This is a genomic window from Pseudomonas sp. VS40 (assembly GCF_018587885.1).
GTDB classification, from domain to species: Bacteria; Pseudomonadota; Gammaproteobacteria; order Pseudomonadales; family Pseudomonadaceae; genus Aquipseudomonas; species Aquipseudomonas pergaminensis.
In genome coordinates, this window is the sequence record NZ_JAGYWD010000010.1 from 45,791 (window position 1) to 71,354 (window position 25,564).

The 25,564-nt window shown below is 61.1% G+C and carries 19 protein-coding genes; 6 read left to right on the forward strand and 13 right to left on the reverse strand.

Annotation, left to right across the window (positions count from 1 at the left end; translation table 11 throughout):
• Nucleotides 1-6: 6 nt before the first annotated feature.
• The 5 genes from KHP07_RS24990 to KHP07_RS25010 form a co-directional block, all read right to left on the reverse strand.
• Complete coding sequence (locus KHP07_RS24990) at nt 7-2,568, reverse strand: TonB-dependent receptor plug domain-containing protein (RefSeq protein WP_214498198.1); 2,562 nt, start codon at nt 2,566-2,568, stop codon at nt 7-9.
• 153 nt (nt 2,569-2,721) lie between these two features.
• The gene (locus tag KHP07_RS24995) at nt 2,722-4,278 is read right to left on the reverse strand and encodes an ABC transporter substrate-binding protein (RefSeq protein ID WP_100490856.1); all 1,557 of its coding nucleotides are present in this window, start codon (nt 4,276-4,278) and stop codon (nt 2,722-2,724) included.
• Between the two features lie 4 nt (nt 4,279-4,282).
• Nucleotides 4,283-5,488 carry an LLM class flavin-dependent oxidoreductase gene (locus tag KHP07_RS25000; RefSeq protein ID WP_100490855.1) on the reverse strand — a complete coding sequence of 402 codons (1,206 nt, stop codon included), beginning with the start codon at nt 5,486-5,488 and terminating at the stop codon, nt 4,283-4,285.
• A 12-nt stretch (nt 5,489-5,500) separates the two neighbouring features.
• Nucleotides 5,501-6,727, reverse strand: a complete 1,227-nt coding sequence (locus KHP07_RS25005; protein WP_100490854.1) for an alpha/beta hydrolase family protein — start codon at nt 6,725-6,727, stop codon at nt 5,501-5,503.
• A 14-nt stretch (nt 6,728-6,741) separates the two neighbouring features.
• On the reverse strand, nt 6,742-7,809 hold the full coding sequence (locus KHP07_RS25010) for an ABC transporter substrate-binding protein (RefSeq protein WP_078048262.1): 1,068 nt from the start codon (nt 7,807-7,809) through the stop codon (nt 6,742-6,744).
• A 403-nt stretch (nt 7,810-8,212) separates the two neighbouring features.
• On the opposite strand from KHP07_RS25010, the gene KHP07_RS25015 reads away from it, so the two are divergent.
• From KHP07_RS25015 to KHP07_RS25030, 4 genes are all read left to right on the forward strand, one after another.
• The gene (locus tag KHP07_RS25015) at nt 8,213-9,289 is read left to right on the forward strand and encodes a sigma-54 interaction domain-containing protein (protein ID WP_214498199.1); all 1,077 of its coding nucleotides are present in this window, start codon (nt 8,213-8,215) and stop codon (nt 9,287-9,289) included.
• Between the two features lie 42 nt (nt 9,290-9,331).
• A complete protein-coding gene (locus tag KHP07_RS25020) occupies nt 9,332-9,949 on the forward strand; it encodes an LbetaH domain-containing protein (RefSeq protein ID WP_214498200.1) in 618 nt (205 codons plus the stop codon).
• Between the two features lie 92 nt (nt 9,950-10,041).
• Nucleotides 10,042-10,560, forward strand: a complete 519-nt coding sequence (locus KHP07_RS25025; protein WP_214498201.1) for a sigma-70 family RNA polymerase sigma factor — start codon at nt 10,042-10,044, stop codon at nt 10,558-10,560.
• Nucleotides 10,557-11,483: a FecR domain-containing protein gene (locus tag KHP07_RS25030; protein ID WP_078048266.1), complete on the forward strand. Its 927-nt coding sequence runs from the start codon at nt 10,557-10,559 to the stop codon at nt 11,481-11,483. The genes KHP07_RS25025 and KHP07_RS25030 overlap by 4 nt, the downstream gene beginning before the upstream one ends.
• Nucleotides 11,484-11,566: 83 nt before the next feature.
• On the opposite strand, the gene KHP07_RS25035 is transcribed toward KHP07_RS25030, so the two are convergent.
• The 3 genes from KHP07_RS25035 to KHP07_RS25045 are packed head-to-tail and all read right to left on the reverse strand — an operon-like array spanning nt 11,567 to nt 14,068.
• Entirely contained in the window at nt 11,567-12,283 is a 717-nt protein-coding gene (locus KHP07_RS25035; RefSeq protein ID WP_099491254.1) for an ABC transporter ATP-binding protein, read from the reverse strand.
• On the reverse strand, nt 12,280-13,101 hold the full coding sequence (locus KHP07_RS25040; RefSeq protein WP_214498202.1) for an ABC transporter permease: 822 nt from the start codon (nt 13,099-13,101) through the stop codon (nt 12,280-12,282). The genes KHP07_RS25035 and KHP07_RS25040 overlap by 4 nt, the downstream gene beginning before the upstream one ends.
• Nucleotides 13,102-13,111: 10 nt before the next feature.
• Complete coding sequence (locus KHP07_RS25045) at nt 13,112-14,068, reverse strand: aliphatic sulfonate ABC transporter substrate-binding protein (RefSeq protein WP_214498203.1); 957 nt, start codon at nt 14,066-14,068, stop codon at nt 13,112-13,114.
• A gap of 318 nt (nt 14,069-14,386) precedes the next feature.
• Between KHP07_RS25045 and KHP07_RS25050 the strand changes: the two genes are divergently transcribed.
• A complete protein-coding gene (locus KHP07_RS25050) occupies nt 14,387-14,602 on the forward strand; it encodes a TOBE domain-containing protein (RefSeq protein ID WP_003173733.1) in 216 nt (71 codons plus the stop codon).
• A gap of 118 nt (nt 14,603-14,720) precedes the next feature.
• Here the strand turns inward: KHP07_RS25050 and KHP07_RS25055 are convergent, their stop codons facing one another.
• Nucleotides 14,721-18,071 carry a hypothetical protein gene (locus KHP07_RS25055; protein WP_214498204.1) on the reverse strand — a complete coding sequence of 1,117 codons (3,351 nt, stop codon included), beginning with the start codon at nt 18,069-18,071 and terminating at the stop codon, nt 14,721-14,723.
• Nucleotides 18,072-18,416: 345 nt separating this feature from the next.
• On the opposite strand from KHP07_RS25055, the gene KHP07_RS25060 reads away from it, so the two are divergent.
• Nucleotides 18,417-22,688, forward strand: a complete 4,272-nt coding sequence (locus KHP07_RS25060; RefSeq protein ID WP_250883726.1) for an Mcf1 protease effector domain-containing protein — start codon at nt 18,417-18,419, stop codon at nt 22,686-22,688.
• Between the two features lie 60 nt (nt 22,689-22,748).
• Here KHP07_RS25060 and KHP07_RS25065 read toward each other — a convergent pair whose 3' ends face one another.
• Genes KHP07_RS25065 through KHP07_RS25080 form a run of 4 tightly spaced genes read right to left on the reverse strand, consistent with a single transcriptional unit; the run spans nt 22,749 to nt 25,453 of the window.
• Nucleotides 22,749-23,894, reverse strand: a complete 1,146-nt coding sequence (locus KHP07_RS25065; protein WP_214498205.1) for a MalY/PatB family protein — start codon at nt 23,892-23,894, stop codon at nt 22,749-22,751.
• A gap of 59 nt (nt 23,895-23,953) precedes the next feature.
• Nucleotides 23,954-24,547 carry an FMN-dependent NADH-azoreductase gene (locus KHP07_RS25070; RefSeq protein ID WP_078048273.1) on the reverse strand — a complete coding sequence of 198 codons (594 nt, stop codon included), beginning with the start codon at nt 24,545-24,547 and terminating at the stop codon, nt 23,954-23,956.
• Nucleotides 24,544-24,984: a GNAT family N-acetyltransferase gene (locus tag KHP07_RS25075; protein ID WP_214498206.1), complete on the reverse strand. Its 441-nt coding sequence runs from the start codon at nt 24,982-24,984 to the stop codon at nt 24,544-24,546. The genes KHP07_RS25070 and KHP07_RS25075 overlap by 4 nt, the downstream gene beginning before the upstream one ends.
• Nucleotides 24,977-25,453, reverse strand: a complete 477-nt coding sequence (locus tag KHP07_RS25080; RefSeq protein ID WP_214498207.1) for a carboxymuconolactone decarboxylase family protein — start codon at nt 25,451-25,453, stop codon at nt 24,977-24,979. Before KHP07_RS25080 ends, KHP07_RS25075 begins: the two co-directional genes overlap by 8 nt.
• Nucleotides 25,454-25,564 lie beyond the last annotated feature (111 nt).

The window sequence follows — 25,564 nt, forward strand, 5'->3', positions numbered from 1 at the left end:
GGTGGATCAGAATTGATAGTCGACCTGGGCCAGCAAGGTGCGGCCAGGCATGGGTTGCAAAAAGGTGTTGGTGGACCCGGCCAGGCCGCTGACGAAGTTGAGTTCGTTGGTCAGGTTGAGCACCCGCAACGTGGTGCTCCACTGCGGCTGGCGGTAGTACAGGGCGAGGTCGAGGTTGTACTCGTTGGGGATCTTTACCGTCTTGCTCAGGTTCAGGTACCAGCTGCTGGTCCACCAGCCGGAGAGTTCGGCGCCAAAGCCGGAATCGAAGCGGTAGTCGACATAGCCGCTGGCGGTGTACTCGGGAATCTGCACCGCGTCATAGCGTCCGGAAGGCCGCTGGTTGAGGCTGTTGTTATCGCCAAACACCGTGCCGTTGTCGGGGATGAACCCGGCGGACGCAAACCCGGCCTGGGAGGTGAACTCGTTGTAGGCGCTGAGCCTGGACAGGTTGAGGCCGCTGCGCAGGTGGTCATCCGGTTGATAGCGCACGGTGGCTTCCACGCCCTTGATCTGCAGCCGCGCAATATTGTTATTGCTGTCGGGCGCCTGGTCCCGGGCTTGCTTGAACGCCGCCAAGGTCATGAACAGCTGGTTGGGCACCGCTTCGACCTTAACCCCGACCTCATGCAACACGCTCAGGCTCTGGAACGCCAGCGGGTTGAGCTGGTTGGCGCCGGCGCCACTGCCCCAGCCCAGGCCGTTGGAGAAGAACCCGGTATTGACCGCCAGCGAGCGATCGAAGGTGTAGTACAGCGTGGTGTTTTCAGTGGGTTTTACGTAGGGGCTGACCTGGAAGGCAAACAACCGATAGTTGTCGCTGTCCTGGCGCCGATTGCCGCCTGCGAGGGTGAAAGGGTTATGGATCTCGGCGTCGATCCAGCTGCGACTGGCGCCGATGTTCAGGCCGACATAATCGCCGTACTTGAGGTTGTGCTGGCTGAACAGGGTCTTGGTGGTCCAGGTGCTTTCAGCGGTGTAGGGCGCCAGGGATTCGGCATACAGCCCATGCCCGGCCGCGTACATCGGCGGCAGGTTCAGCCAGCCGTAGTAGTTGGAATATTGCGGCACGCCGGGCTGGCCGATCCACGCGCCGTTGCCACCGGCCGGGTTGCTGCCGTCGAGGCCCAACAGGTCGCCGGGGTTTTTGCCGGAAGGATTCTGGGTCAGGTCGTAGGCGTTGATGGTGGAACCGAAGCTATTGTTGGCGGCAATCGACTGGTTGAATTCGCGGCGGTAGATCAGGCCGGTGTTGCTGTCATCGCGCAGGGTCCAGCCGCCCAGCCGGGTTTCATTGCGCGAGCGGAACTCGAAATGGTTATCGAAAATCGTGTCCTTCGATTGCACCTGGAAGGCACCCACGGCATCGGTAATGTCCTTGGAACGTTCATAGAACGTGCTGTTGGCCACGGTGATGGTGGGCGACAGGTCGGCTTCGATGCGCAGCTGCGTGGTAAAGCGCCGCGAGCTGCTTTCATCTTCCTTGCGCTGCCCGGCCTGGGAGGACAAGGACTGCTCGCCATTGCCTGCCAGCGTCGGGTCATACACCCAACCGCGCAGGCTGCCGGGGTTGGCCTGGGTATTGGGGGAAGCGGTCTGGAAGCTGCCGTCGACCACGCTGTACTGGCCCTGGGCATTGCGCTGGCGTTGCACCCAGCCAAGGGTGGGGGCATCGGCGGCGCCGGAGGCCAGTACCGGCGACCACAGGGTGTTGCCATTCTGGATGATCGGCGTGGCACGGCCGGCGTAGTACTTGCCGTGGTCTACCAGGTCCTGGGTGGCGCGGTTCCAGCCGTGGGTGATGTTGTAGTCGTAGTAGTTGTCGTAGCTGGCGTTCCAGTCCACGCGCACATTGTCGTTGCGCCAGGCCAGGGCGCCGTAGAACGCGTCGAAGTTGTTGTCGACGTTGTCGTAGAAGTCTTGCTGGCGCTGCTTGGTGATGCTCAGGCGATAGGCCAGGTTGTCAGTCAAGGGGCCGGTGTTGTCGATACTGAACTTGTTGGAGTTGCGCGATGTGCCGTCCGGTACCCATGAGCCCAGTTCGCCGCTGAGCTTGGTCTTGAACTCATTGAAGTTGGGCTTTTTGCTCAGGTAGTTGACGTAGCCGCCGCTGCCGGACACCGAGCCGTAGGTCACCGAGGACGGCCCGGCAACGATATCGGCGCCTTCATAGGCATTGAAGTTGGCGGGGTGACGTACGGCATAACCGCGCTGGCCGTCCTGGAAAATTTCCGACCCCTGGGCACGGAACTGCGGGGCGATCCCGGCATTCTGGCCGCCGCCACGGGTGATCCCCGGTGCATACTTGACCAGGTCGTCGGCACTGTGGATCGAGCCGTTGGCCAACTGTTCGGCGTTGATCTGTACCACTGAGCGCGGGGTGTCGAGCACCTTGGTCTCGGTGCCGCCATACACCGAGGTCGGTGGACGGGTGGGCAGGGCGTCGTCATCCGACTCGCTGCTGCTGGCCTGCACGGTAACGGTCTGCAGTTGGGTGTCGGCGGCAAAAGCCTGCAGCGGCAGGGTTGCGGCCAGCAGCAGGGGTAAACGCAAGGCGATAGCGTGCATGGCAGAAATGCCCCATAAAAAATGAGTGAAGGGCGCACGATCTTTTGTAGGGGCCGGCTTGCCGGCGATGGCGTCCGTTTGATCGGCGCAGGGCTTGAGGGCCCCATCGCCGGCAAGCCGGGCTCCTACAGAGGGGGGTGCGGTTTCATTGGGTCAGGCGGTGTCTTTGAGCCAGAGCTTCTCGAAGCGCCAGGTGCTGAACAATGACGCTTCCGACTGCGCACCGCCGACGCGGGTGGACACGCTGTCGAGCAGGTCGGCGTAGCCCCAGATCAACATGCCGCCGCGTTCGTACTGGATCTGCTGCACCTGGTGCACCAGGACCTTGCGTTTTTCCAGGTCGGGCTGGGCCATGGCCGCCAGGAACAGCTCGCTGAACTGCGGGTCGTTGAAGTGGGTCTTGTTCGATACCGCAAAGGGCGCATCGGTGTGGATCGCACTGGCCAGGAACGGCGCGCCGATGCTGCCGCCGGTGCTCAGGGTCCAGTCGTTTTTCAGTGGCCCCTGGAACGTCGCCAGGTCCACTTGCTTGACCTTCAGGGTCACACCAATGCGCTTGGCTTGCTCGGCCAGCACCAGCGCGGAACTCAGGCCGGGGCCGGGGGTGGTGATCAGTTCCACCTCAAGGTTTTCCTGGCCGGCTTCCTTCAACAGTTGCGCCGCGCGTTGCGGGTCGTAGGGGCGTGGGCCGAGGCTGTGGTTGAACGTCGGGTCGCTTGGCGCATACAAGTCGTTGGCGACCCGGCCCTGGCCGTTCAGTGCACGACGCACCAGTTCCTCACGGTCGGCCAGCAGGCGAAACGCTTCGCGCACCCGTGGGTCGTTGAAGGGTGGCTTGTCCAGGTTCATGTCGAAGGACAGCCAGTTGCCCGTCACGGACTTGATCACCTGCAGGCGCGGGTCTTTTTGCAGGATCGGCAGTTGCTCGGTGGGCAGCACATTGGCCATGTCGATCTGCCCGGCACGCAGGGCGGCGAGGCGCGAGACCTGGTCCTTGAAGTCGATGATTTCCAGCTCATCGGCGTAGGGCTTGCCGTCCTTGTAGTAGTTTTCGAAGCGGGTGAACAGCGAACGCTGGCCGGGGGTGAAGCTTTTCAACTTATAGGGACCGGCGCCCACCGGGTTGGTGACCGGGTGGTAGTCCACCGGCACGATGCCGCCGAAGTTGACCCAGGTTTCCGCCAGCGGCATGTAGCTGCGACCTTCTCGGAAGCTCAGGCGCACGGTGCGGTTGTCGAGCTTGACCAGGTTGTCGCGGTCGACCCAGTGCAACAGCGCGGCATAGGGCGAGGCCAGTTGCGGGTCGGTGAGGCGACGGATCGAGAAGATCAAATCGTCGGCGTCGATGGTCTTGCCATTGTGGAACTCCAGGCCCGGACGCAAGCGCAAGGTCCAGGCACTCGCATCGGCGTTCGGCTCGGCCAGTTCAGCCAGGGCCAGGCGCGGTTGCATCTGCTCGTCCCACTCCCATAATTTGCTGTACAGCGCAAAGCCGCGAACGATGCCGCTGCCCACCGGTTTGTGCGCGTCCAGGTTGCCGCTCTGGTTGCCATCGAGAATGCCCAGGCGTAGCCGCCCGCCATAACGTGGTCGGTCGTCGCCGGCCACCACGGCAGGCGCGTCGCTGGGGCCGCAACCGGCCAGCAGCAGGCCGCCGCCGACCGTTGCGCTGTAGCCGAGAAAGTCCCGGCGGCTCAAGAGTAGGGTCATCGCATCAGGCTCCACCGTTGGCCGAGTGCAGTTCACGCAGCGGTTCCTGTGCGCGGCTCAATTCGGCGCGCTCGCTGCGAAAGTGCGGCAGGATGTGCTCGCCGAGGCGATAGGCTTCTTCCAGGTGCGGGTAGCCGGCGAGGAAGAACAGATCGATGCCGATGCTGTTGTACTCGCGAATCCGCGCCACCACGTTTTCGTAGCTGCCCACCAGTGCACAGCCCGGAGGGATGCCGATGTAACCGAAGCCGGTCCACACATTCGGGTGAATGAAGAAGTCATCAAACCCCTGGGCCTCGTTCTTGTCGGCAAAGCCATGCTCGTAGCTCAGCTTGCGCGCAGTGCGCAGCCCGGCATGGGCGGCCACGGCCTTGACCGCGCCACGGGCGATGCCTTCGTCGAAGAAACGCTTGGCCTCGGTGCGCGCCAGTTCTTCGGTTTCGCGGGTGATCACGTCGATCGACAGGCCGAAGCGGATGTCGGTCCGCCCCCATTTGAGTGCGCGTTGGCGCAGGTCGGCGATCAGCGCGGCGATTTCATCCGGGTGCTCGGCGCGCATCAGGTAGAAGTCCGCGTGCTTGGCGGCAAACTCCCGCGCGGCAATCGAGGAACCGGCGGTGCAGATCAGCGGCAACTGGGCCTTTTTCAACGGGCCACGCAGGCCACCGCCGTCAGCTTTGTAGAAGGTGCCGTCGTAGTGGAAGGTCTCGTTGTGCCAATAGCCCTTGACCACGTCCATGAACTCGGTGGCGCGTGCATAGCGCTCGTCATGGTCGCTGTAGTCGCCGACCTGGCGCTGGATCGCATCCGAACCGCCGTTGATGATGTTCCACACCAGGCGATTACCAGTGGCGCGCTGGTAGGTGGCCGCTTGTTGCACCGACACCCACGGGGTGTAGTGGTAGGGCTGGAACGCGGTGACGAACTGCAGGGTGCGTGTCTCGCGGGCCAGCAGCGAGCAGACCGTCCACGGCTCTTCGCCGGTGGGCGCGTTGACCATCAACGCACCGCCAAACCCGTTGATCTCAGCCGCCTTGGCAATCTGGCCCAGGTAGTCGATGTAGGTGAAGTGGTCGCCCACACTGAACCCGGAGACCGCGCCGGTGCTGTTGGCGCCGCCGCGATGCCAGTCGCCGCGGTTGCGTGGGTCGCCGGGCAGGAACTGGGTTTCACCGTGCAATGGCAGGCGAGTGAAGAATTCAATGCTCATGAAGCCTCCTGCTTACTGGGCGGTCGGGGCGCAGACCGGGGTGATCGGCTGGTCGTTGATGACCTTGTGGGCGAACGGTATCGAGTCCTTGAGCGACGCATTGACCGTGGCACTGTGGCCCAGGCCCTTGTACAGGTGGCCTTCGACCACGGAACCTGCGTTGCACGCGTCCTGCATCAACTTGACCTGGGTGGCGGCGGCGGGGGTGGTGTCATCGGCGCCGGTGCCGATGAAGATCGGCTTGGAGGTCTTCAGGGTCGGGTACGAAACCTGCGCCAACCAGGGTGCGAGCTGCTTGCCCTTATAGTCTTTCTTGGTGTTGGCGATGCTCAGGCCCAGGCCTTCGACGTCGCCTTCGAGGGCAAACAGGCAACTGGTGCGAGCCTGTTCGAAGATCGGCAGAGCCTTGTCGGTGTAGAAGTCCGCCGGGTTGATGCTCGGGTCGTATTGCTGGGCCGCGAGCAGGGTGTAGAAACCGTAGGCCAGGGTCGGGTCGACCTTGTTGCGCACCTCTTCGCTGGGGTTTTTCGCGTAGTCGAGGGTGTAGATCACGCCCGTGCCGATGCTGCCCTTGACGCCGAGGTCGGGGGCGTAGGTAGCGGCATAGGCAGCTGCCGCAAAGGCACCGGCACCGCCCTGGGACTGGCCGACGATCAGCACTTTGTCGGCCAGGCCGGGGACACCCGCGACCACGGCCTTGGCGGCATCGAGAATGCCGTAGGCGGCCATGCGGCTGTTCAGCAATGGGTGGCCGCCGGGGACACCAAGGCCTTGATAGTCGGTGGCGACCACCGCAAAGCCTTCTTCCAGCCAGCGATTGAGGTAAGCCACATCGCGGTAGGAACGGCCTTGCCAGGACGGCGCGCACACGTCCGCCACGCCGACGGTGCCATGGCCCCAGCTCGCCACCGGCCAACCCCCCGCAGGCGCCTTGCCCTTGGGCAGGAACAGCGCGCCGGAGACCACGATCGGCGTCTTGTTATCGATGCCATCGGTGGAGGTGTAGAGGATGCGTTGGGCGCTGGCGGCATTTGCCAGGCTCAGGGTCTTGTCCAGCGGCTCGCTGCGCAGCAGTTTGCCGGGTGTGGCCGGGATGGCTTTTTCCCAGGTGTAGAACGCCGAGACGCGGCCGTCACCTTGCAGCGGGTCGGGTTTCGGTGCATGCACATCGGCGGCAAAGACGCTCATGGACAAGGCCAGTACGCTGAGACCGAACGCGAAGGAGTGTGGCAGTTTCATCAATCATTTCCCTATCAAGGATTAGTGCTGACCTGGCCGCGCAGGGCCGGCCAGTAGTCGGTGAGTTTCAGGTCGATCAGGGCCTGGTTAGTGAAGCCGGTGGCCAGAGACGGGCCGATGTCGTAGGTATCGCGAATCAGGTGGTTGGCCAGGGCGTAGGCGGTCAGCGCCTGGTAGTGGGCCTTGAGTTGCGCATCGCTTTTTGGCGCCCAGCGTTCTTTCCAGGCCACTGGGTCGTTCTGGTCGTCGCGGCGCAGCACGCTTTCGGCGGTACCGGCGCGGGAGGACAGCTGGTAATAGGCATCCTGGTTCTGTGCTTGGGAAATCCACCAGGCGGCCTTGACCCAAGCGGTTGCGAGTAATTGAGTGATGTCCGGGTGCTGCTGGACGAAGGTGTCGGTGCCCCATAAATCGGAGACCAGGCGCCAGTCATTGCTGCCTTGCTTGGTCGACCAGATGATCTTGCCCACGCCTTTGTCTTCCAGGGCATAGGCTTCGCTGAGCAGCACGGCCGCATCGACCTTGCCGGCCGACACCGCCGCCGCGCCGACCTGCGGGTTGAGGTTGGCGATCTTGAAGTCGTCGAGCTTCAAGCCCTTGCTGGCCAGGAAGTTACTGAACGCAAACTCCCATGGTCGCCCCCGGTGCAGCGCCAGGCGCTTACCCTTGAGGTCTTCGATGGTCTTGGCGCTGGAACTTTCGGGCACCACCAGGTAGATGTTGTTGCCGCTGCCGCCGGGCACGATCAGCTTGCCCGGCACGCCACCGGCCCCGGCGATCACCGAGGGCAAGTCGCCGCGTACGGCGAAGTCCAGGCTGTTGTTGCTGAAACCTTCGTTGATCTGCGGACCGGCGCCGGCGTGGGGCAGGGCGATCCACTCAAGCTTTACGCCGCGCTCGCGCAATTGCGCTTCCAGCCATCCCTCTTCGATCACCCGCCCGGCGATGCCGCCGAATACCGGCTTGCCGCCTTGGGTAAAGGCGACGATGGCGATTTTTACCGAGGCCGGCTCAGCGTGGACCGTGCTGAATGCCAGCACCCCGAACAGCGCCGCGACGGTCTTGCGCCAAAGGTTTTTCATGGGCGTTCTCCCTACCTGAATGGACAACCCCCCTGTAGGAGCCGGCTTGCCGGCGATGAGACCGTTAAGCCTTGCAGCGCCTGAAAAAACGCTCTCGCCGGCAAGCCGGCTCCTACACGGGAATTGTGTTGGCAGGAAGAGAGCAGATTGCATGCCAGTCGCTGGGAAAATCGCTCTAGGCCGCATGCTGCAAGGGTTTCAGCGGTAGCTGCGCGGATGCCGCCTCACCCCGGCTGCTGATGTGCAAACACGCAAGTGCTGGCCGATTGCTGCTCCAGCAGCAGTCCATGGACGGGGTGTTGGTATATTCGATCAGGGAATATATAAATATTAATTAATAATTAAATGGTATAGAAAACTTCATGCACTATTGAGCACGCGCTTTTACTGCCAGGAATGCACCATGTCGCTGATCACCCATCCCAACGCCCGCGAATTGACCAAGTCGGTGCGTGCCACCGTGCTGGTCTTCAAGGACCCGCGCTCACAGGAATTACTCGCGCGCATCGAGCGCCTGGCGCCCAGTGAAGCCAACACCTTGATCATCGGCGAGACGGGCACCGGCAAGGAATTGGTCGCGCGGCATATCCACAATCTGAGCCGTCGTGGCCGTGAACCCTTTGTCGCAGTCAACTGCGGTGCGTTTGCCGAAACCCTGGTGGAAAGCGAACTGTTCGGCCATGAAAAGGGCGCGTTTACCGGCGCCACCACCCACAAGGCTGGTTGGTTCGAAGCGGCCAATGGCGGCACGTTGTTCCTTGATGAGATCGGTGATTTGCCGCTGAACATGCAGGTCAAATTGCTGCGCGTGCTGCAGGAACGTGAAGTGGTGCGCCTGGGTTCGCGCACGCCGATTCCGATCAACGTGCGGCTGGTGGCGGCCACCAACGTCAACCTGGCCGACGCGGTGGTGGCCGGGCATTTTCGTGAGGACTTGTTCTACCGTTTGCACGTCGCCACCATCCGCCTGCCACCGCTGCGTGAACGTCCGGGGGATATCCTGCCGCTGGCCGAGTTCTTCCTCGAAGAACACTGCCAACGCCTGGGCTACAACCGTGCGAGCCTGAGTCTGGAAGCCGAGCGCAAGATGCTCGAACACAGTTGGCCGGGCAACATCCGTGAGCTGGAAAACGCGATTCACCACGCCTTGCTGGTGTGCCGCAACCAGCGCGTGCAGCCGGCGGATTTGCACCTGGTGGACATGCGTTCCTCGGGCATTCGCCAGGACGAAGCCAACCACGCGCTGCCGGCTCTGAGCGGGCCCGTGGACCTGGAAAGCGCGCTCAATGCTCTGTTCGAGCAGAACATTCCCGACCTCTACGAACACATCGAAGAGACGATTTTTCGCGCGGCTTATCGCTACTGCCACGGCAATCAGCTGCAGACCGGCCGCTTGCTGAATATCAGCCGCAATATCGTGCGTGCGCGCCTGGAAAAAATCGGCGAACTGGGCAAGCCGGTGTTACTCGACGGCCAGTAATGCTAGGTTTTCGAACTTCCCTGACCGCTGGAGGGTTCGACGTTGATCCGACTTGCTGACTACATCGCCTATTTTTCCGATTCGGTGCTGGCGCCCTGGGCTGCGCTGACGCCCTGGGCACTGGCCACCCAGGCGCCTGCGGTCGTTCGCCAGTTGTTGGCTGAACTGCCCGCCGACGAGTACGTCATCCAGGATGAAATCGCCATACACCGTACTGCCACCGTGGAGGCAGGTGCGTTGCTCAAGCCGCCCCTGATCATCGGTGCGCATTGCTTTATCGCCAGCGGTTCGCTGTTGCGGGGCGGATGCTGGCTGGATGAGCATTGCATCATCGGCCCCGGTGCCGAATTGAAAACCTCCTTCATGTTCAGCGGCAGCAAGCTGGCGCACTTCAATTTTGTCGGTGATTCCGTGCTGGGGCACGGGATCAATCTGGAGGCGGGGAGCATCGTCGCCAACTACCGCAATGAGCGCGATGACAAGGAAGTGCGAGTGCGGGTCGACGGCACCGTGCAGCGCACCGGTTGCGACAAATTTGGCGCGTTGCTCGGTGACCAGTGCCGTATCGGCGCCAATGCGGTACTGGCGCCGGGGGCGGTGCTCAAGCCGGGGAGTGTGGTGGGACGCGGGCAGGTGTTTGATGGAGAAGCCTGCGTATAAACGCAATGTTGAAAAGGGCATGGTGTGTCGGCACGATATTAAATAGAATGAATCTCATTTGAGACTCACTCGCGCCGCGCAGGTCGCTAGCCATGAATGATGCTGTTGTTCCGACCCACGCCCCCGAACTCACGCTGTCGAGCCTGTATCGAGACCACCGTAGCTGGCTGGAGAGCTGGCTGCGTCGGCGCCTGGGCAATGCCTGGGATGCTGCGGACCTGAGCCAGGATACATTCTTGCGGGTGCTCGCCAGCGCCCAGCCGATCGCGCAGATGCAGGAGCCGCGCGCTTATCTGGTGACCGTCGGCAAGCGCCTGCTGGTGAATTTCCATCAGCGCCGTAGCCTTGAGCAGGCCTACCTGAATGCCTTGGCGAGCCTGCCGGAAGCCTGCGTGCCGTCGCCCGAGCAGCGCTGGCTGGTGCTGGAAACCCTGCAGGCCCTGGACGAGTTGCTCGATGGCCTGCCGGTGCTGGTGCGCCGCGCGTTCCTGTGGAGCCAACTGGAAGGCCTGGGCTATCGGCAGATCGCCGAACGCCTGGACGTGTCCGAGCGCACGGTCAAACGCTACATGGCCCAGGCCTACGAGCATTGCCTGCTGTTGGACCTGTGAGTCGCGACGTTGCCCGTGCCGCCGCGCAGTGGCTGGCGCTGCTGGAGTCCGGCGCAGCCACCGAGCGCGATCACGCCGCGTTGCAGCACTGGCGCGACAGCCATCCCCAGCATGAACAGACCTGGCAAAAAGCCCAGACCTTGCGCCAGCGTTTCAGCGACTTGCCCCAGGCCCTGGCGATGGCCAGCCTCGACCGTCCGCAACCTGGGCGCCGCGCCGTGCTCAAGCGTGCCTTGGGTATCGCGGCACTGGTGCCTACCGCCTGGCTGGTCAGCCGTCAATTGCCCATCGAGGCATGGCGCGCCGACCTGCACACCGCCACCGGCGAGCGCAAACGCATGCCATTGGCCGACGGCGGTAGCCTGCAACTCAACACGGCGACAGCGGTGGATATGGACCTGGCGCAGCGGCGCATCACCCTGGTGGACGGTGAGTTGGCGCTGAATCTACCCGGTGGCACGGCCATGACCGTACAGACCCGCTATGGCGAGTTGAGCGTCAGCCAAGCCGAAGTGTGCGTACGCCAACAGGCCAGCGGCTGCCTGGTGTCGGTGCTCAAGGGCGCGGTCCAGGTGCGCGACCTGAACGGACACAGGGCAACGCTGCAGGGTGGGCAGCAAGCGCCGCTGAAAGCCGATGGCCTGGGTGCCTGGGCGCCGTTTGATGTATTGCAACTGGGCTGGCGCGACGGGGTGCTGACCGCGCAGAACCAGGCGCTGGGTGACTTCCTGCGGGAGCTGGAGCGTTATCGGCCGGGTGTGTTGCGTTGGGAGCCGAGCCTGGAAAGCCTGCGGGTTACCGGCAGTTTTCGCCTGGACGACACTGACCGCATCCTCAACCTGCTGGCCTCGACCCTAGGGCTGGAATTGCATGCACGCACGCGTTATTGGGTCACCCTCACACCGCGCAAATCCCTGACCTGACACCCACGCAGGAGCCCGGCTTGCCGGCGATGGCGTCCTCAAGATCGCCATCGCCGGCAAGCCGGGCTCCTGCAAGGAGTGGGTCAGATAACGTGGGCGCGTTGCAGCTCGGTCAAGGACAGTGCCTTGAGCTGCGCCAGCAGCGGATCACGCCGGTCCCTGGGGTGGGGCAAATCCACCGCAAGCGCCTGGCGAATACTGCTCGGCCGGTTGTCCATCACCAGCACCCGGTCACTCAGGTACAGCGCCTCGTCCACATCATGGGTCACCAACAGCAGGGCGATGGCATGGTGTTCGGCCAATTGCAGCAGCAGGTCCTGCAGCTTCATGCGGGTAAAGGCATCCACCGCGCTGAAGGGTTCATCCAGCAGCAACACCTGCGGGCGTGAATACAGGCCCCGTGCGATGGCCACCCGTTGCGCCATGCCGCCGGACAACGCCTTGGGCAACGCCTGGGCAAACCCCTTGAGGCCGACTTCGTCGATCAGTTGCGTAACCCAGGCTTTGTCGTAGTGCTTGTCATCGCTGAAACCGATGTTCTGTTCCACCGTGAGCCAGGGCATCAGCCGGGGTTCCTGGAACACAAAGGCGACTTCGCCATCGGGGCTGCGCAGTTCGCCCTGGAAGTCTTTTTCCAGGCCGGCGACGATGCGCAGCAAGGTGCTTTTGCCACAACCACTGGGGCCCAGCAGGCTCACGGTTTCCCGAGGTTGCAAGGCCAGGCGCACGTCTTTCAGCACGGTGGTGCTGGCGAAGCTTTTGCGTGCGACGTGAATGTCCAACAGCGGTCGTGTGCTCATTGTGCTGCTCCCTGGAACGTGTCTCGCCAGGCCAGGCAGCGTTTCTCCAGCGCGGCGAGCAGGCCATCACTGACTTTGCCCAGCAGCGCCAACACGATGATCGCCGCCAGCACGATGTCCGGTCGTGAAGTTTCACGCCCATCGCTGAGCAAGTAACCCAGGCCCTTGGTGGCCGCGATCAACTCCGCCGCCACCAGAAACATCCACGCCAGGCTCAAGCCGCTGCGCAACCCGGTAAACAGGCCGGGCAGGGCGGCCGGCAACAGGATGCGCCGCACCAGGCGCCAGCGACTGAAGCCGTACATTTGCCCGACTTCCACCAGCTTGCGGTCGATATCACGAATGGCGGCGACACCATTGAGGTACACCGGGAAAAACGCGCCGATGGCAATCAGCACGATCTTCGACGTCTCGTCGATGCCCAGCCACAGCAGCAACAGCGGCACCCAGGCCAGGCTCGGAATCGAGCGCAGCCCGGCGAAGGTCGGTTCCAGATAGGCTTCGGCCTCACGGCTCAAGCCGACCCAGGCGGCAAATACCAACGCCAGGCTGGCGCCGATGGAGAAGCCCAGCAGCACGCGGCCGAGACTGGCACTGATGTGTTTCCACAACGCCCCTTCAGCGAGATCCGTGAGGGTCACGGCGATCTCACTGGGCGCCGGCATCTGGTACGACGGCAGCCAGCCCACCCGAACCACCACCTCCAGCACCAGCAGGATCAGCACCGGCAACACCAGGCCCTTGAGCCGCCTCGGCCAGGCACTGCGGTTGATCGTCACGGGTGTTGCCAGGGGCAATGCTTGGGTTTTGCTGGTCATCACGCGCTCCTTAGTGGCCGAACGAGGTGTCGATCAACTGGTCGATCACCTGGTCCACATTCACGCCTTTGCGCACTAACTCTTCGGACACCAGGATCGGTGCCGCCGCTTTGGACGACACTACATCCTTGCTGCTCAAGAACGGTGTGCTCAGGTCGGTACGCGAGAGTTGCAGCTTGGCCACTTCCAGCGGCAGGCCAGACTCGTCGGCCAGCAGCTTGGCGAATTCATCCGGGTGTTTCACCGCCCAATCCCGAGCCTTTTCATACGCGCCAAGCACTTTGGTGATGGTCTGCGGATGCGCGTTGGCGAACTTCTCGGTGACGCTGACCACGCCGTAGCTGTTGAAATCCTTGTTGCGGTACAGCAGGCGCGAACCGGCCTGGATTTCGCTGGCGGCCATGTGCGGGTCGAGGCCGGCCCAGGCGTCTACGTCACCTTTCTCCAGGGCAGTGCGGCCATCCGGGTGTTGCAGGTGCACCAGTTCCACATCGTCCTTTTTCAGCCCGGCCTTTTGCAGGCTGCGCAGGGTGAACAGGTAAGGGTCGGTGCCTTTGGTGGCGGCGATCTTCTTGTCTTTCAGGTCGGTGACGCTCTTGAACGGCGAGTCCTTGCGCACCACCAGGGCGGTCCATTCGGCGCGGCTGTAGACATACACCGACTTGATCGGGCTGCCATTGGCGCGGCTCAGTACGGCGGAGAGGCTGGCGGACGAGGCAAAATCCACACCGCCACTGTTGAGGTATTCCAGGGAACGGTTGCTGCCCTGGCTCAATACCCAGCCCACCTTGGATTGCGGCAAGGCTTGTTCCAGCCAGCCAAAATGCTTGAGCACCAAGCTGACGGGCGAGTAGTAGGCATAGTCCAGATTGACTTCGGCGGGATCGGTTTCGGCGGCATGGGCCAGGGGTTGCAGGCACAGGGCGAGCGCGCAGGCGCCGAGTAAGCGTTGGGTGAAGGGTTTCATGGAACAGCTCCGGCAAGGCGTTGAGAGAAGGTTTTTCTTATATTCAGAAAAATGAATCGGCATGTTCCATCATGCTTTTCAGGAATATGCAGTCTCTGTGCCATCTCTATCGGACGCGTGTTTGCTGGGCTTGCGGAGGATAAGGCTGTAGCGGGAACGGGCAAATTGTTGATCAACTGTCGGTGGTGCAACAGCTTGCATATATCTGTATCGAATAAATAAAGAGTTATATATTCCTTTTAATATCTTTGTCGATGGCGCATTTTGAGGGCCTGCGCATTCGTGCGGATTGACCCAACAGCCAAAAGGAAAGCCGACATGACCATTAAAGCGATCAACGTGCGCAACCAGTTCAAGGGCGTGATCAAGGAGATCCTACTGGGGGAAGTGGTGTCGGAAATCGACGTACAGACCGCGTCCGGCATCGTTACTTCGGTGATCACCACCCGCTCGGTGCGTGACCTGGAATTGAAAGTGGGCAGTGAAGTGATTGCCTTTGTGAAGTCCACCGAAGTGTCCATCGCCAAGCTGTGAACCCAATCCCAATGTGGGAGCGGGCTTGCTCGCGAATGCGGAGTGTCAGTCGATACATTCATCACTGATATGGCGCTTTCGCGAGCAAGCCCGCTCCCACATTTTGCTTTGCGTACACTCAGGCGATTTTCGGGCCTGAACCGCCGGGTGGATGGGGCTGCGGTCTTTCCGGCGGGGCATCGCTGGGCAGGTTCTTGGGTTTCTCGTTCGGATCCTTGTAGTCCTTGTGCAAGCCCCCGTCCAGGCGATTGCTCGACGAGCCGCCTTTTTGCGGCGTTTCGTCAAAGTGTTCCCACTCCGATTGCTGGAAGCGGAAGATGCTGTCATCGGTCGGCGCGTCACGGCCACCGTAATGGTGGATCTCGTAGTGGGCGTATTCAACCTTGTCGGCCCAGTTGTCCTGCAACAGACCGTCGCCCGCCAGGTCGCGGTACCAGTCGTTTTCCTTCTCGGTGGCCTTCTGCTTTTTGTTGTGGTCGACAAAGTAGCCGATGATCCCGCCCACCACCGCCAGCACCACGCCCACCAGGAACAACGGCCCGGTGAGTGCCGCCGCCGTGCCCGCGCCAAACAGCGCTGCCGCCCCCAGCACCCCGGCAGAGGCGCCGAACGCGCCGCCGGCCACTTGCAGGCCACCGGCCGCCTGGGCCAAGGGGTCCTTGTCTTTCACGCCGCTCTTGATCGCCAGCGCACCCAACACGATGTCGGCAAACCCCCCGGCAATGTCCGTGGCCGGGCCGAGCACCTTGATCACGGAACCGGCGATCTTCGCCGATTTGGACGCGCCCAGCTTGGCCGCACCCGCAGCAGCGAGGCCGTCATCCAGGTGCGTGGCCAAGCCTTCGGTGGCCTCAGTGACGGCCTTGTCGCCGTCGCCGAACAGCGTTGAGATGCCGTCATATTGGCTGTCCGGCACGGCGTCGAGCGCGGTGGCGATCTTGGATTTGACTTCAGACGGCAATTCACTGACGCGGAACTCGAAATTCGGCTCCTGCATGCCGGTCTTGCCCCAGATTTCCGGCAGGGTCTTGTCCAGCCCAAGGAAGTCCACCAGGCCGCCTTTGCCCAGGCTCTCGCCAATTTTGTCGCCCAGGCGCACGAAGTGGCTGGAGCCGCCGGCAAAACTCAGGAAGTCCTTGGCAATGGTCATGCGCTGGGCTGGCGTTTCACCGAGCTTGCCGCCTTTGCCGACCAGCTGGTAAATCCCGGAAAACAGGCTTACACCGGCACCCAGCGAGCCGAGGATGCCCTTGCTGTTGAGGGTGTTGAACACCTCGCCGAGCATGCCGCGATCCGCCACGGGGATGTAGGGTTTGCTCAATGCGGTTTTCAGGTCGGTTTCACTGATCACGCCGTTTTTCTTGTACACGTCGCCCAGCTCTTCAAGGGCCTTGGTGACGGCGGCGGATTTTTCCTTGCCTTGCAGGCCTTCGTTGAGGAATTTTTCCAGGGTTTCCTGGGTGCGACGCGGCAAGTCCAGGACGTTACCCTTGAGCACGCCTTTGAGCAGGCCGAACAAGTCCTTGGTGGCCAACTCCTTGTTCTCGTCGGAGATCTTGCTCGGGTCCGCCAGGATCGCATTGAGGTCAGTGGTCAGGCCGTCGGCCTGGATATTCTGCGCCGCCTTGCTCGCCGCCTCCGGGTCGAACAGCTGCAAGGAGGTGAGGGTGTCGCTCAGGTCTTTCTGCGCCTCGTAGGTCTTGCCCTGGCTCTGCAGGTCCTTGAGGTACAGCACGTATTCCGGGTTGGAGGTGAGGTCCAGCAGCTTCTGCTTGATCTCGTCCTTGTTCGGCAGTTTGTTGATCGCCTCGTCCATCTTCGACTTGTAGTCGGCCTGCACGGTAGGGTCGTTGAACAGTTCACCGATCTGCTTTTGCACGGCCTTGCCGTCGATGATGTCGTGCATGTCGGCCGAGGTCAGCTCGGTCTGCTTGTCATCGAACTCACGCCAGGTGGTGTTGAACGGGCGCTTGGCTTCCTCGTAGCCGGTGATGCCATGGCCGTTCTGGTATGCGGCTTGGGCTTCGAGGGCACGTACCAGCTTGGCCCGTGGGTCGTCCTTGGGTATCGAGCCGTCCTTCACGCCCGCACGGTAGGTGTCGATCAACTGGGTGGTGGCCAGTTCGCTGACGCTGAGGGTCGGCGACTTGTCATCCTTTTCATCGGCGTGCACGCCGGTGTCCATGTTCAGCACATCCAGCTCATCGGACTTGGGCAGGTTGTGCTTGGCGCGGGTGTCGTCCACCGAACTGGCGCTGGAAGCTTCCCACTTGGCGGCCACATCGTCGTAGAGCTGCGGGCTGAGTTCCTTGGAGACGATCACCTTGCCTTCGCTGGTTTCGTAGCGAATCAGGCCATCGCCCAGCTCATCCGGGGAGCCGAAGGTGATGTCGGTGTTCTTCAGGAAGTCGTTCGGCCCGGCCAGCTTGTAGCCTTCGCCCTCGCTGGTGTGGATTTTTGCCCAGGTTTCGTTGGCGGTGGCGACGCGTTTGAACAGCTCGGGGCTGACGTCGGACGACACCACCACCTTGGTGCCGTCATGCAGTTCGTAGGTGAGGATGTGGTCTTTCTGGTCGTTGTTCCAACTGAAGTTCTTGTAGTCGTTCAGGCCCGGCACCGGAGTGTTGGCATCCGCCAGCACCGCGCCGTTATTGAGTTCGCCTTCCACCACGGCTTTCTTGCCGGGGTCGGTATAGACCGCATGCAGGCCCGCCAGGTAGTCGAATAGCTTGGGGTTGTCATCGCGGGCCACGACCATCTTCTGGCCGTTGCTTTCAAAGCGGATCAAGCCTGGGCCGACTTCATCGACAGGGCCAACGGCGGTGCCGCCGTAGGGTGGCCACACCTCATTGTCACTGGCGCGCTTGTAGCCGGCGTCTTCACTGGTCGCCAGGCCGGTGAAGCTTTCATAGGCTTCCTTGGCCTTCTGGAACGCCTCGGGGTTGTCGCGCTGGCTGATAACGACCTTGGTGCCGTCCTGGGTTTCGTAGCGGATCACGCCCGGGCCGGTTTCATCCGGTGGGCCGAGGGATTTGTAATCGGCGAGTTTCGCCGGCGCGCTGCCGTCGGCACCGAGGCTCTGGTAGCCAGCGTTCTGGCTGGCGACCACGCCGGAGAGCGACTTGAAGTCCTGGCTGACCTGCTTGAACAGCTCGGGGCTGTCCTGCTCGCTGACGATAACTTTCTTGCCGTCCTGGGTCTCATAGCGAATCAACCCGGGGCCGACCTCATCGGGTGGGCCGATGGCCTTGTAGTCAGCCAGGGCAGGGGGTGCGGCGGCATCCTTGGCGGCCAGTTCATAGCCGTCCTTTTTGCTCGCATCCAGCCCGGACGGCGTCTTGTCGTGGGCCTCGACCTTTTTGTTATTGGCGCTGTTCTTGAGCAGCACGTGAAACGGCGCGCCGGACTTGGGTGGCGTGCGGGGAAGGGCTTTGGGGTCGGACGAGCGATCGAGGGGCTGGGTCGTCATGCCATGGAACTCCTGCTGTTGCCGATTGCGGCGGTCGGCAAAAACAGTAACAGCAGGGGTTCGGCGCTCGTTGCGAAAAGTTGTGAATTGAGTCTGCCGGCGACATAAATGTACACACCACTGTAAGGCGTGAGCGGAAAATTCTGATGGGCGCAATGTTGCCAGGTCGATAGGTTGGCCAGAGTCAGGAACATTTACTACAGGGATGGCAAACCTCATAACACGACCGTGAGACTTCCCGTGCGAATACCATCCTCCATCGCCTTGCCGACTACTCAGCCTGCCAATCTGCCTGATAGTGACGTTCCCCGCGCCCTATACAAAGAAACACCCGACCACAGTCGCATGCGCCGGGATGTGTCGGGTGCTTCCGGGGATGATCGACATACCCACGCCAACGGCATTCCGGATGCGGATGTTCCCGAATTGTTTCAAGCAAAAGTTACATTCGCTAAACATGAGTTTACCCGTGCTGAATACTCGCGAGGTTATAACGCGCCTGCTTCAGTGGCATTGCCGGGTTATTCCAGATCAATGAGCGATGTGGCGCTCATGAGGCTTGCGGTGGATAACACACTAAGCCCGGAGCAAATGGGCGCGTTGCAGCGCTTGGCTGAGCAGCGGGTTATCAACCGTACTCAAAGCCTGTTGAGTACCTTCACGAAGGTAATCTCAACCCATGGAGTAAAGGTCACTCCTGCGCCACAAAGTTACTATCTGTCCATGGTCAACCAGCTGGCGGAAGGAGAGTGTGCCGGGTTTTCACATTTATTTTCCCTGGCGGTGGCAGAAGGGAAACACGAGACTTTTCTGAGTAACCTCTACTACGCGGTTGCCAATCCGGATACGCCGGAGTCCCAGGCGTTTTTCCAGAGAATTACCGAGGTACAGGCCCGTGTAAAAAATCGTGGGATTGCGCATGATCCCGCCACCGTGAAGGTTGCGCCCTACACAGATATCGCCCCCCAGTTGCTCAATTCTCCTGCCACAAAAACGCTCTTGATCAGCAGTGAGGGCCATCGTCTGACCGCTGGCGTTATCGTTGACCCAAAGGGGGGGCGGACGTATTACTTCAGTGATCCTAATACGGGTTTTACTGAGTCGGTGTCTGAGCAACTATTTAAAAATGTACTGGCGAAGATATTTACCGACCCCGCTCTGAAACATTTCATTCAACCCTTGAAAGGCTTCCCGGGTGAGCCGAAATATCTTATCAGTGTGTTTAATCGTGATTACATTCCGCAGATATCCGGCGCATCCAATGATATCAAGTTCATGTACGACCGTCCTTTGAGTGGGCTGGACACTGTCAAGGTGCTCAATGCTTCAAGGTTGCCGACGTTAGAAGACGCCCATCTTCAGACTCATATCCCCGAAAAGACCGCAATGGAAGATTATGACCGGGTGGTAGCGGGGCTGGAAAAAATGCAGGCCAGCAAAGGTATGCCGCAGTATCACCAGGCAATGAGCGTGCTGGAATTGATCAAACTATTCATCGCCAGTCACCCAACGTCAAAACTCATACCGGTCATGGAAGCACTGGCGCAGCGCCTGACAAATGCGATCAATGACGCGGCTGCACCCGTTGAGTACCCCTACGTCTTTGAGCGGATGGAAAAAGACCGTGCCTGGTTGGCTGAGGATAAAGTCGGTCAGCCGACGCATTTTCAAAGTGAAACTATTCAGGGTAAGACCGTTGATATAAAGAGCAATGGTGGTGGGGACCCAGACAGGGCTGCACGGGTGAGAGATGCCGTGGACGAGGCGTTGAGGAAACTCTCGCAGAAGGCCCCGGCCACAGCGCAGGCTATCGGGAACAAAGTCAGGGTGATTATTGCCAACCCTCGCGACCAACCGGAAACACGGCTGTACTTTAATACCCCGCCGACGTTGATCATCGGCGATGATTTTTTTGCGCCAGCCTCTGCAAATGACGACGCGGTTGCTGATCGAATTGGCCAGCAAGGCCAGGTTCAAGCCAGACAAGCTGCGCTGGTCGCGGGAAAGCTGGGGATGTTGGACTATTACAAAGCAGACTCCCAAGGATTCCTTGAGGTGGTTAACAACAAGGAACCCTTTCGCGACGGCGGCGACAAAGTCAGCGCACGCGCAACCAGAAGTCCAGGAGATTTTATCGAGGAGTCTTTCACTGCGCGCTTATACGATGGAAAGCTCGATGTCGAAACCGATGCCGCACTCAACAGGCTTTTCGCTCCAGCGGGTAACGCCCCACCCCCCGCCACCACGCAGCCACCGAGCGAGCCGAATCTGCCGGTCGAAACGGGCACATCACCGACCATAGCGGTGGGGGCGATTGACGAGTCTGAAGTAAAACGCCTGCAAGCACTCGATGACGCCCGCGCCCCCTTGCGAATCGGGGAAATGAGCGTCAGTCGGGTCGAACTCTACAAAATGGGCGTGCACCTCAAGGGCAAGGCACTTATAGACACAGTGCCCACGGATGCCCAGGGAAGTATCAGCGGCGACGTGGAGATCGACTACAACCGTCTCCTGACTTTTTTGAAATCTTCATCGACTGAGGTCGGGGCGCGCGCGACACAGATCATCAGTGCAATTGCGGCCCAACGCAGTCCCGTCGCTGGGCCTTTGGCGACCCGCGGCGACGGCAGTCTTGTCCCTGAGTCGTTCCAGAAGTCTCTGCGTGACACATCGCAACAGGCTGCTGCGATGCGTGAATTGGAGCGCGGCGGTAAACCGCTGCCTGCAGATTTTTTCTCCACGGCACAAACGTCCAGTACTCCGGGGGGTAAAACCAAAGTCGCTGGCCTCGGCTTCCAGGCGTTCAGCACATTTCAGGGGCTGCGCAGTTCCATAGAGAGTTTCCAACGCGGCGATACGACGGCGGGGGGCATCGCCGTGAGCGCTGTAGCGTCTGACTATGTCGGGATGGGGGTCGAGGTTGGCCTCAACAAAATGGCGCAGTCTGCAGTCACAAAGATGACGCCGACGATAATGGGCTTTCAGTCCTCCACTATAGGCAAGATGATTGGAAAGGTCGCGGGTATTGCCGGCACCGCTATCAGTGTTCCTTTTGATATCTACAATGCCGTCGAATCGTTTAAGAAAGCGGCTGGCAGTAACGGTAAAGAAGCACAGGATCACTATGTCAACGGCGCACTCGCTGTCACCAATGCGGTGACTTCGATAGGCTTGGGCGCCGCATTTCTGGCCGGCGCCAGTGCTGCCGGGCCGGCGGGGCTTGCAGCGGCGGCAATATTGATGAGCGTGCAAGCGATTTACTCGGCCGTGCGGAGTGTGGAGGACATCAATGAGTACACGCCGTTGCCCGGTTCGAAAAAGTTCGAAGTCGGCCTAAAGGCATTCCTGGGGTTTGCCCCGGAATTTGATGTCGTAAAGCCTTATCTGGAAGCGAAATATGCCAAGGAGTACGACACGCAGAAGAGGGAATACCATCAAGCATTCTTGGACGGCCCGAGCAAAGACCATTTTGAACGTGTTGTATTTGGCTCTGCAGACGTAGTCGTTACGCAAGTGCCGGGGAAGGTGGGCTTGACAGGCCAGCACTGGTGGGCGCCGATCACCTATTTGCTGAACCTGATCAAAGTGGATGGGAAGGTCCCGTCCGTCAGCATCAAGGGTGGCAATGATCGTATTAATGCACCTGCCGATTCCTGGAACGGCATGTCGATCAAGCCTGTGGAAGGTGCACAGGGGTCAGGAAAGGCCACGCTTTGGGACTTGGGCGATGGCGATGACGAGGTGGCAGGAATATTCAGAAAACCCAACTACTTTTTGTTGGGGGGAGGGAAAAAACTGATCAGTGGGGGAGAGGTTGATGATACGTTTCTCTTCAACGCTGATGCCCGTCAGACCCGACAGCAAGCAGAGCAGGTCTGGGCTACCCAGAACAATAAAGGTTTCAGTAAAAAAGCCACTGAGCTCTGGGGCGGCGGGGGCCGTAACACATTGGTATTTTCCGGCAGTTTGAGTACCACTTACACCGAAGGCAACGACACTAAAACCGCCAGCTATTCAGGGCATGTCATTGACTTCAAGACCGGAATGATTTCAGTCAGTACGCCAGACTCGAAAACAGAAGGTACTTCTCCCATCGCCTATTTTCATGATTTTTCAAATGCCGCCACGGTTGAAAATGGCGAAAGTTATATCGTGGGCGATGACCATAGCAATCTGTTTACCCTGAACGGCAAGAAAGACGTAGTTCTGACCGGCAAGGGCTCCAACGTTGTCGTGATCAATGGCGGCGCTACCGTTGTCGGAGAGGGTGGCCCCAATACCTACATCGTCAATAAAGGCGACAAGGGGGTGACCATCAAGGACCCGAACAACAGTATCATCAGGCTTGATTACAGCGCGGCACAGGTGTCGGGGTGGCGCGTTTCCCCCTCGGGGGACCTGACTGTAAATTTGAAGGGGGATGAACCTGGAAGCGAACGTCAACTGCTGATCCAGAATGCTTTCTCCAACGATTCAACGAGTGACAAGGCACGGTTGGCATTTATCACCAATGACGGTGTGATGATGGCAATCAACGCGCCACGCCAGCCGGGTTCAGGCACACGTGTTGCGCAGGTCAGCAGTGTGAAAGTCGAAGGTCCCAAGTTCCAAGCCTGAGTCACCGGGTAGTAGCAACAGCCTGGATTGACTGGCACCGGGACACAGTGCCAGTCAATTTCAGCGTTTTTGCAGACTGCGCTCCATGCGTTGCAGGCCTTCTTCCAGCATCGCCCGTGGGCAGCCGAAGTTCAGGCGCACGAACTGTTGGCTGTCGTCGCCGAATTCGATACCCGCGCTCAAGCCGACCTTGGCCTGCTCGAGGAAAAACTGCTGCGGGTCATCCAGGCCCAGGGCGCTGCAGTCCAGCCAAGCCAGGTAGGTGCCTTGCGGCGCATGCATGACCACGCCGGGCAGGCGGGTTTGCACGGCGTCGAGCAGGTAGTCGCGGTTGGCTTGCAGGTACTGCACCAGTGCCTCGAGCCAGTCAGTGCATTCGCTGTAGGCGGCGCGGGTGGCTTCCAGGCCCAGGGGGCTGACGCTGTCGACCATGCCGCACCGGGCCTGGTTGAAGCGCTCGCGGATCTCGGCGTTCTGCACCACGGCGAAGCAGGTCTTCAGGCCGGCGACGTTATAGGCCTTGCTCGCCGACATCAGCGTGATGGTGCGCTGGGCGATCTCGGGGCTGAGACTGGCGGTGGGGATATGACGGCGGCCGTCGAAGCACAGCTCGGCGTGGATTTCGTCGGAAATGATCAACGCACCGTGTTCCAGGCAGGCATTGGCCACGGCCAGCAGTTCTTCACGGGGGAAGACTTTGCCCACGGGGTTGTGCGGGTTGCTCAGCAGCAGCGCGCCGGCGCCGTTCAGTGCCTGGCGCAGGGCCGGCATCGGCGTGACGTACTCACCGTTGAGCGGCTCGAAGGGCACTTCGATGCGCGGCAGGTTCCAGTGTGCCGGCGCCAGGCGGATTGGCCGGTAGTTAGGGGTTTGCAACACCACCGGCTGGCCCGGCTGCACAAACGCGTGCAGCGCCATGTTGAAGCCCGGTTCTACGCCCGGCAGGAACAGCAACTCATCCGGCTGCACGCGCCAGGCGTACTTGTTCCACAGGTCGGCAATGATCGCCTCGCGCACATCCGGCCCCGCGACGCTGTAGCCCAGCACCTGTTGGTCGAGGCGTGCGTGCAGGGCCTTCAGCACGGCGGGTGGGGCGGCGATGTCCATGTCGGCGATCCACATCGGCAAAACGTCTTGCGGGTAGCGGTTCCACTTGGTGCTGCCGGTGCCGAGGCGTGGGTGGATCGTGTCGAAATCAAAGCTCATGGGGGGCTCGTATCAGGGCGTCAGGCGCAGGAATGGCGCTGATTCTAGCGCCATTATTTTTATAGGCCAGAGCTGATTGCGAGCGACAGTTGCCGATGGGCCTGTTCCAGCGCGCGATTCACCGCTTCTTCACCGCGCACCATGGCCGGCAGGTACACAAAATCTACCGACTCAATACCCACCGTCGCCAGGATCGCGGTCATGTACGGGGTAAGGAAGTCCGGTTCATGGCCTTTGCGGGCGTTACCCGAGCTGACCAGCACAAAGGTGCGCCGGTCCTCCAGCAAGCCGACCTTGGCCAATTGCGCATTCACCGTAAAGCTGCGCTGGATGCGCACCACGTGGTCGATCCAGGCCTTGAGCGCCGCCGGCACGGTGAAATTGTGCACCGGGGTGCACAGGATCAGCAGGTCGCAGGCTTCCAGTTCCACGATCAACTGTTCCGAGAGTGCCGTCGCCTTGCCGCTCAAGCCCCCCGCTGTGGTGAGTGCGTTGGCATATTCACGGGTCAGCGGAGGGAGCGCCTGGCCGCCATAGTCACGCTCGGTCACCTCGGCGTCCGGAACAAGGTCGCGCAGCAGGGCACGGGCCAGTTTGAAGGTCTGCGCGGCTTTACCGTGGGGGCTGAAACCGAGAAGCAGGGCGCGGGTCATTGGCTGAGGTCCTGGGAAAAGTGCATGCCCAGGGGCAACAGGCCCTGGCGGAAATAGAAGCGTTGGGCCAGGGCCATGTGCATGCCGGTGTCCAGCACCAGCCAGCGATAGCCGTGGGCGCGGGTTTCGTCACGCACGTGGTCAAGCAGTCGTTCACCGAGGCGGCGCCGCTGCAACGTGGCGTCTACCACCAGGTCATCGATGTAGATAAAGCGGCCATACAGGGTGTTTTCGGTCAACCGGTAGCCGGCCAGGCCGATCACCTGGCCGTGTTCCCGCGCGGCGAGCAGGCGATAGCCGTTTTGCCGTTGGCGCTGGACTTGCTCGGCGAACGCCTTGGCGTCGGTGAGGTGCGGGCGCAGCTGCTGCATCACTGTAAAGCTGGCGACGCAATCGGCCTCGGTTTCCATCTGGACGAACTCGACGTGTTCATTCATGGCTGTGGTTCTCCAGGTGAGCCTTGATTGCCGCCGGCACTTTGCGAAAGCTGATGGCGACACGATTGAGGGCGTTCATCAAGCCGATGGCCAGGGTCAGGTCGGCGACTTCCTTGTCGCTGAACACCGCCGCGACCTGTGCGTAATCCGCATCTGGCACCTGGGTTTGCGCGACCAGCGTTACCACCTCGGCCCAGGCCAGGGCGGCCTGCTCACGCGGGGTGTACAGTGGCAGTCCCTCACGCCATGCGGCCAGCAACATAATTTTTTCCAGGCTCACGCCCAGCTTGAACAGGTCGCGGGAATGGCTGTCCAGGCAATAGGCGCAGCCGTTGAGTTGCGAGACCCGCAGGTACACCAGGTCGATCAGTTCTTTTTCCAGGCCGCAGCCGTGGATATAACTGTGCACCGAGCCCAGGGCTTTATAACCGGCGGGGGCGGCCAGGGCGTAGTCGAGACGGTGTTTCATGGGCGATCCTTATTGCGGTGAAGAGATGCGCCATTTTCGTGGCTGGCCGGGTGGCCTGACAGGGGCATGATTGGACAAGTGGGTTGGGACATGATCAGACTTCGGCCTGTG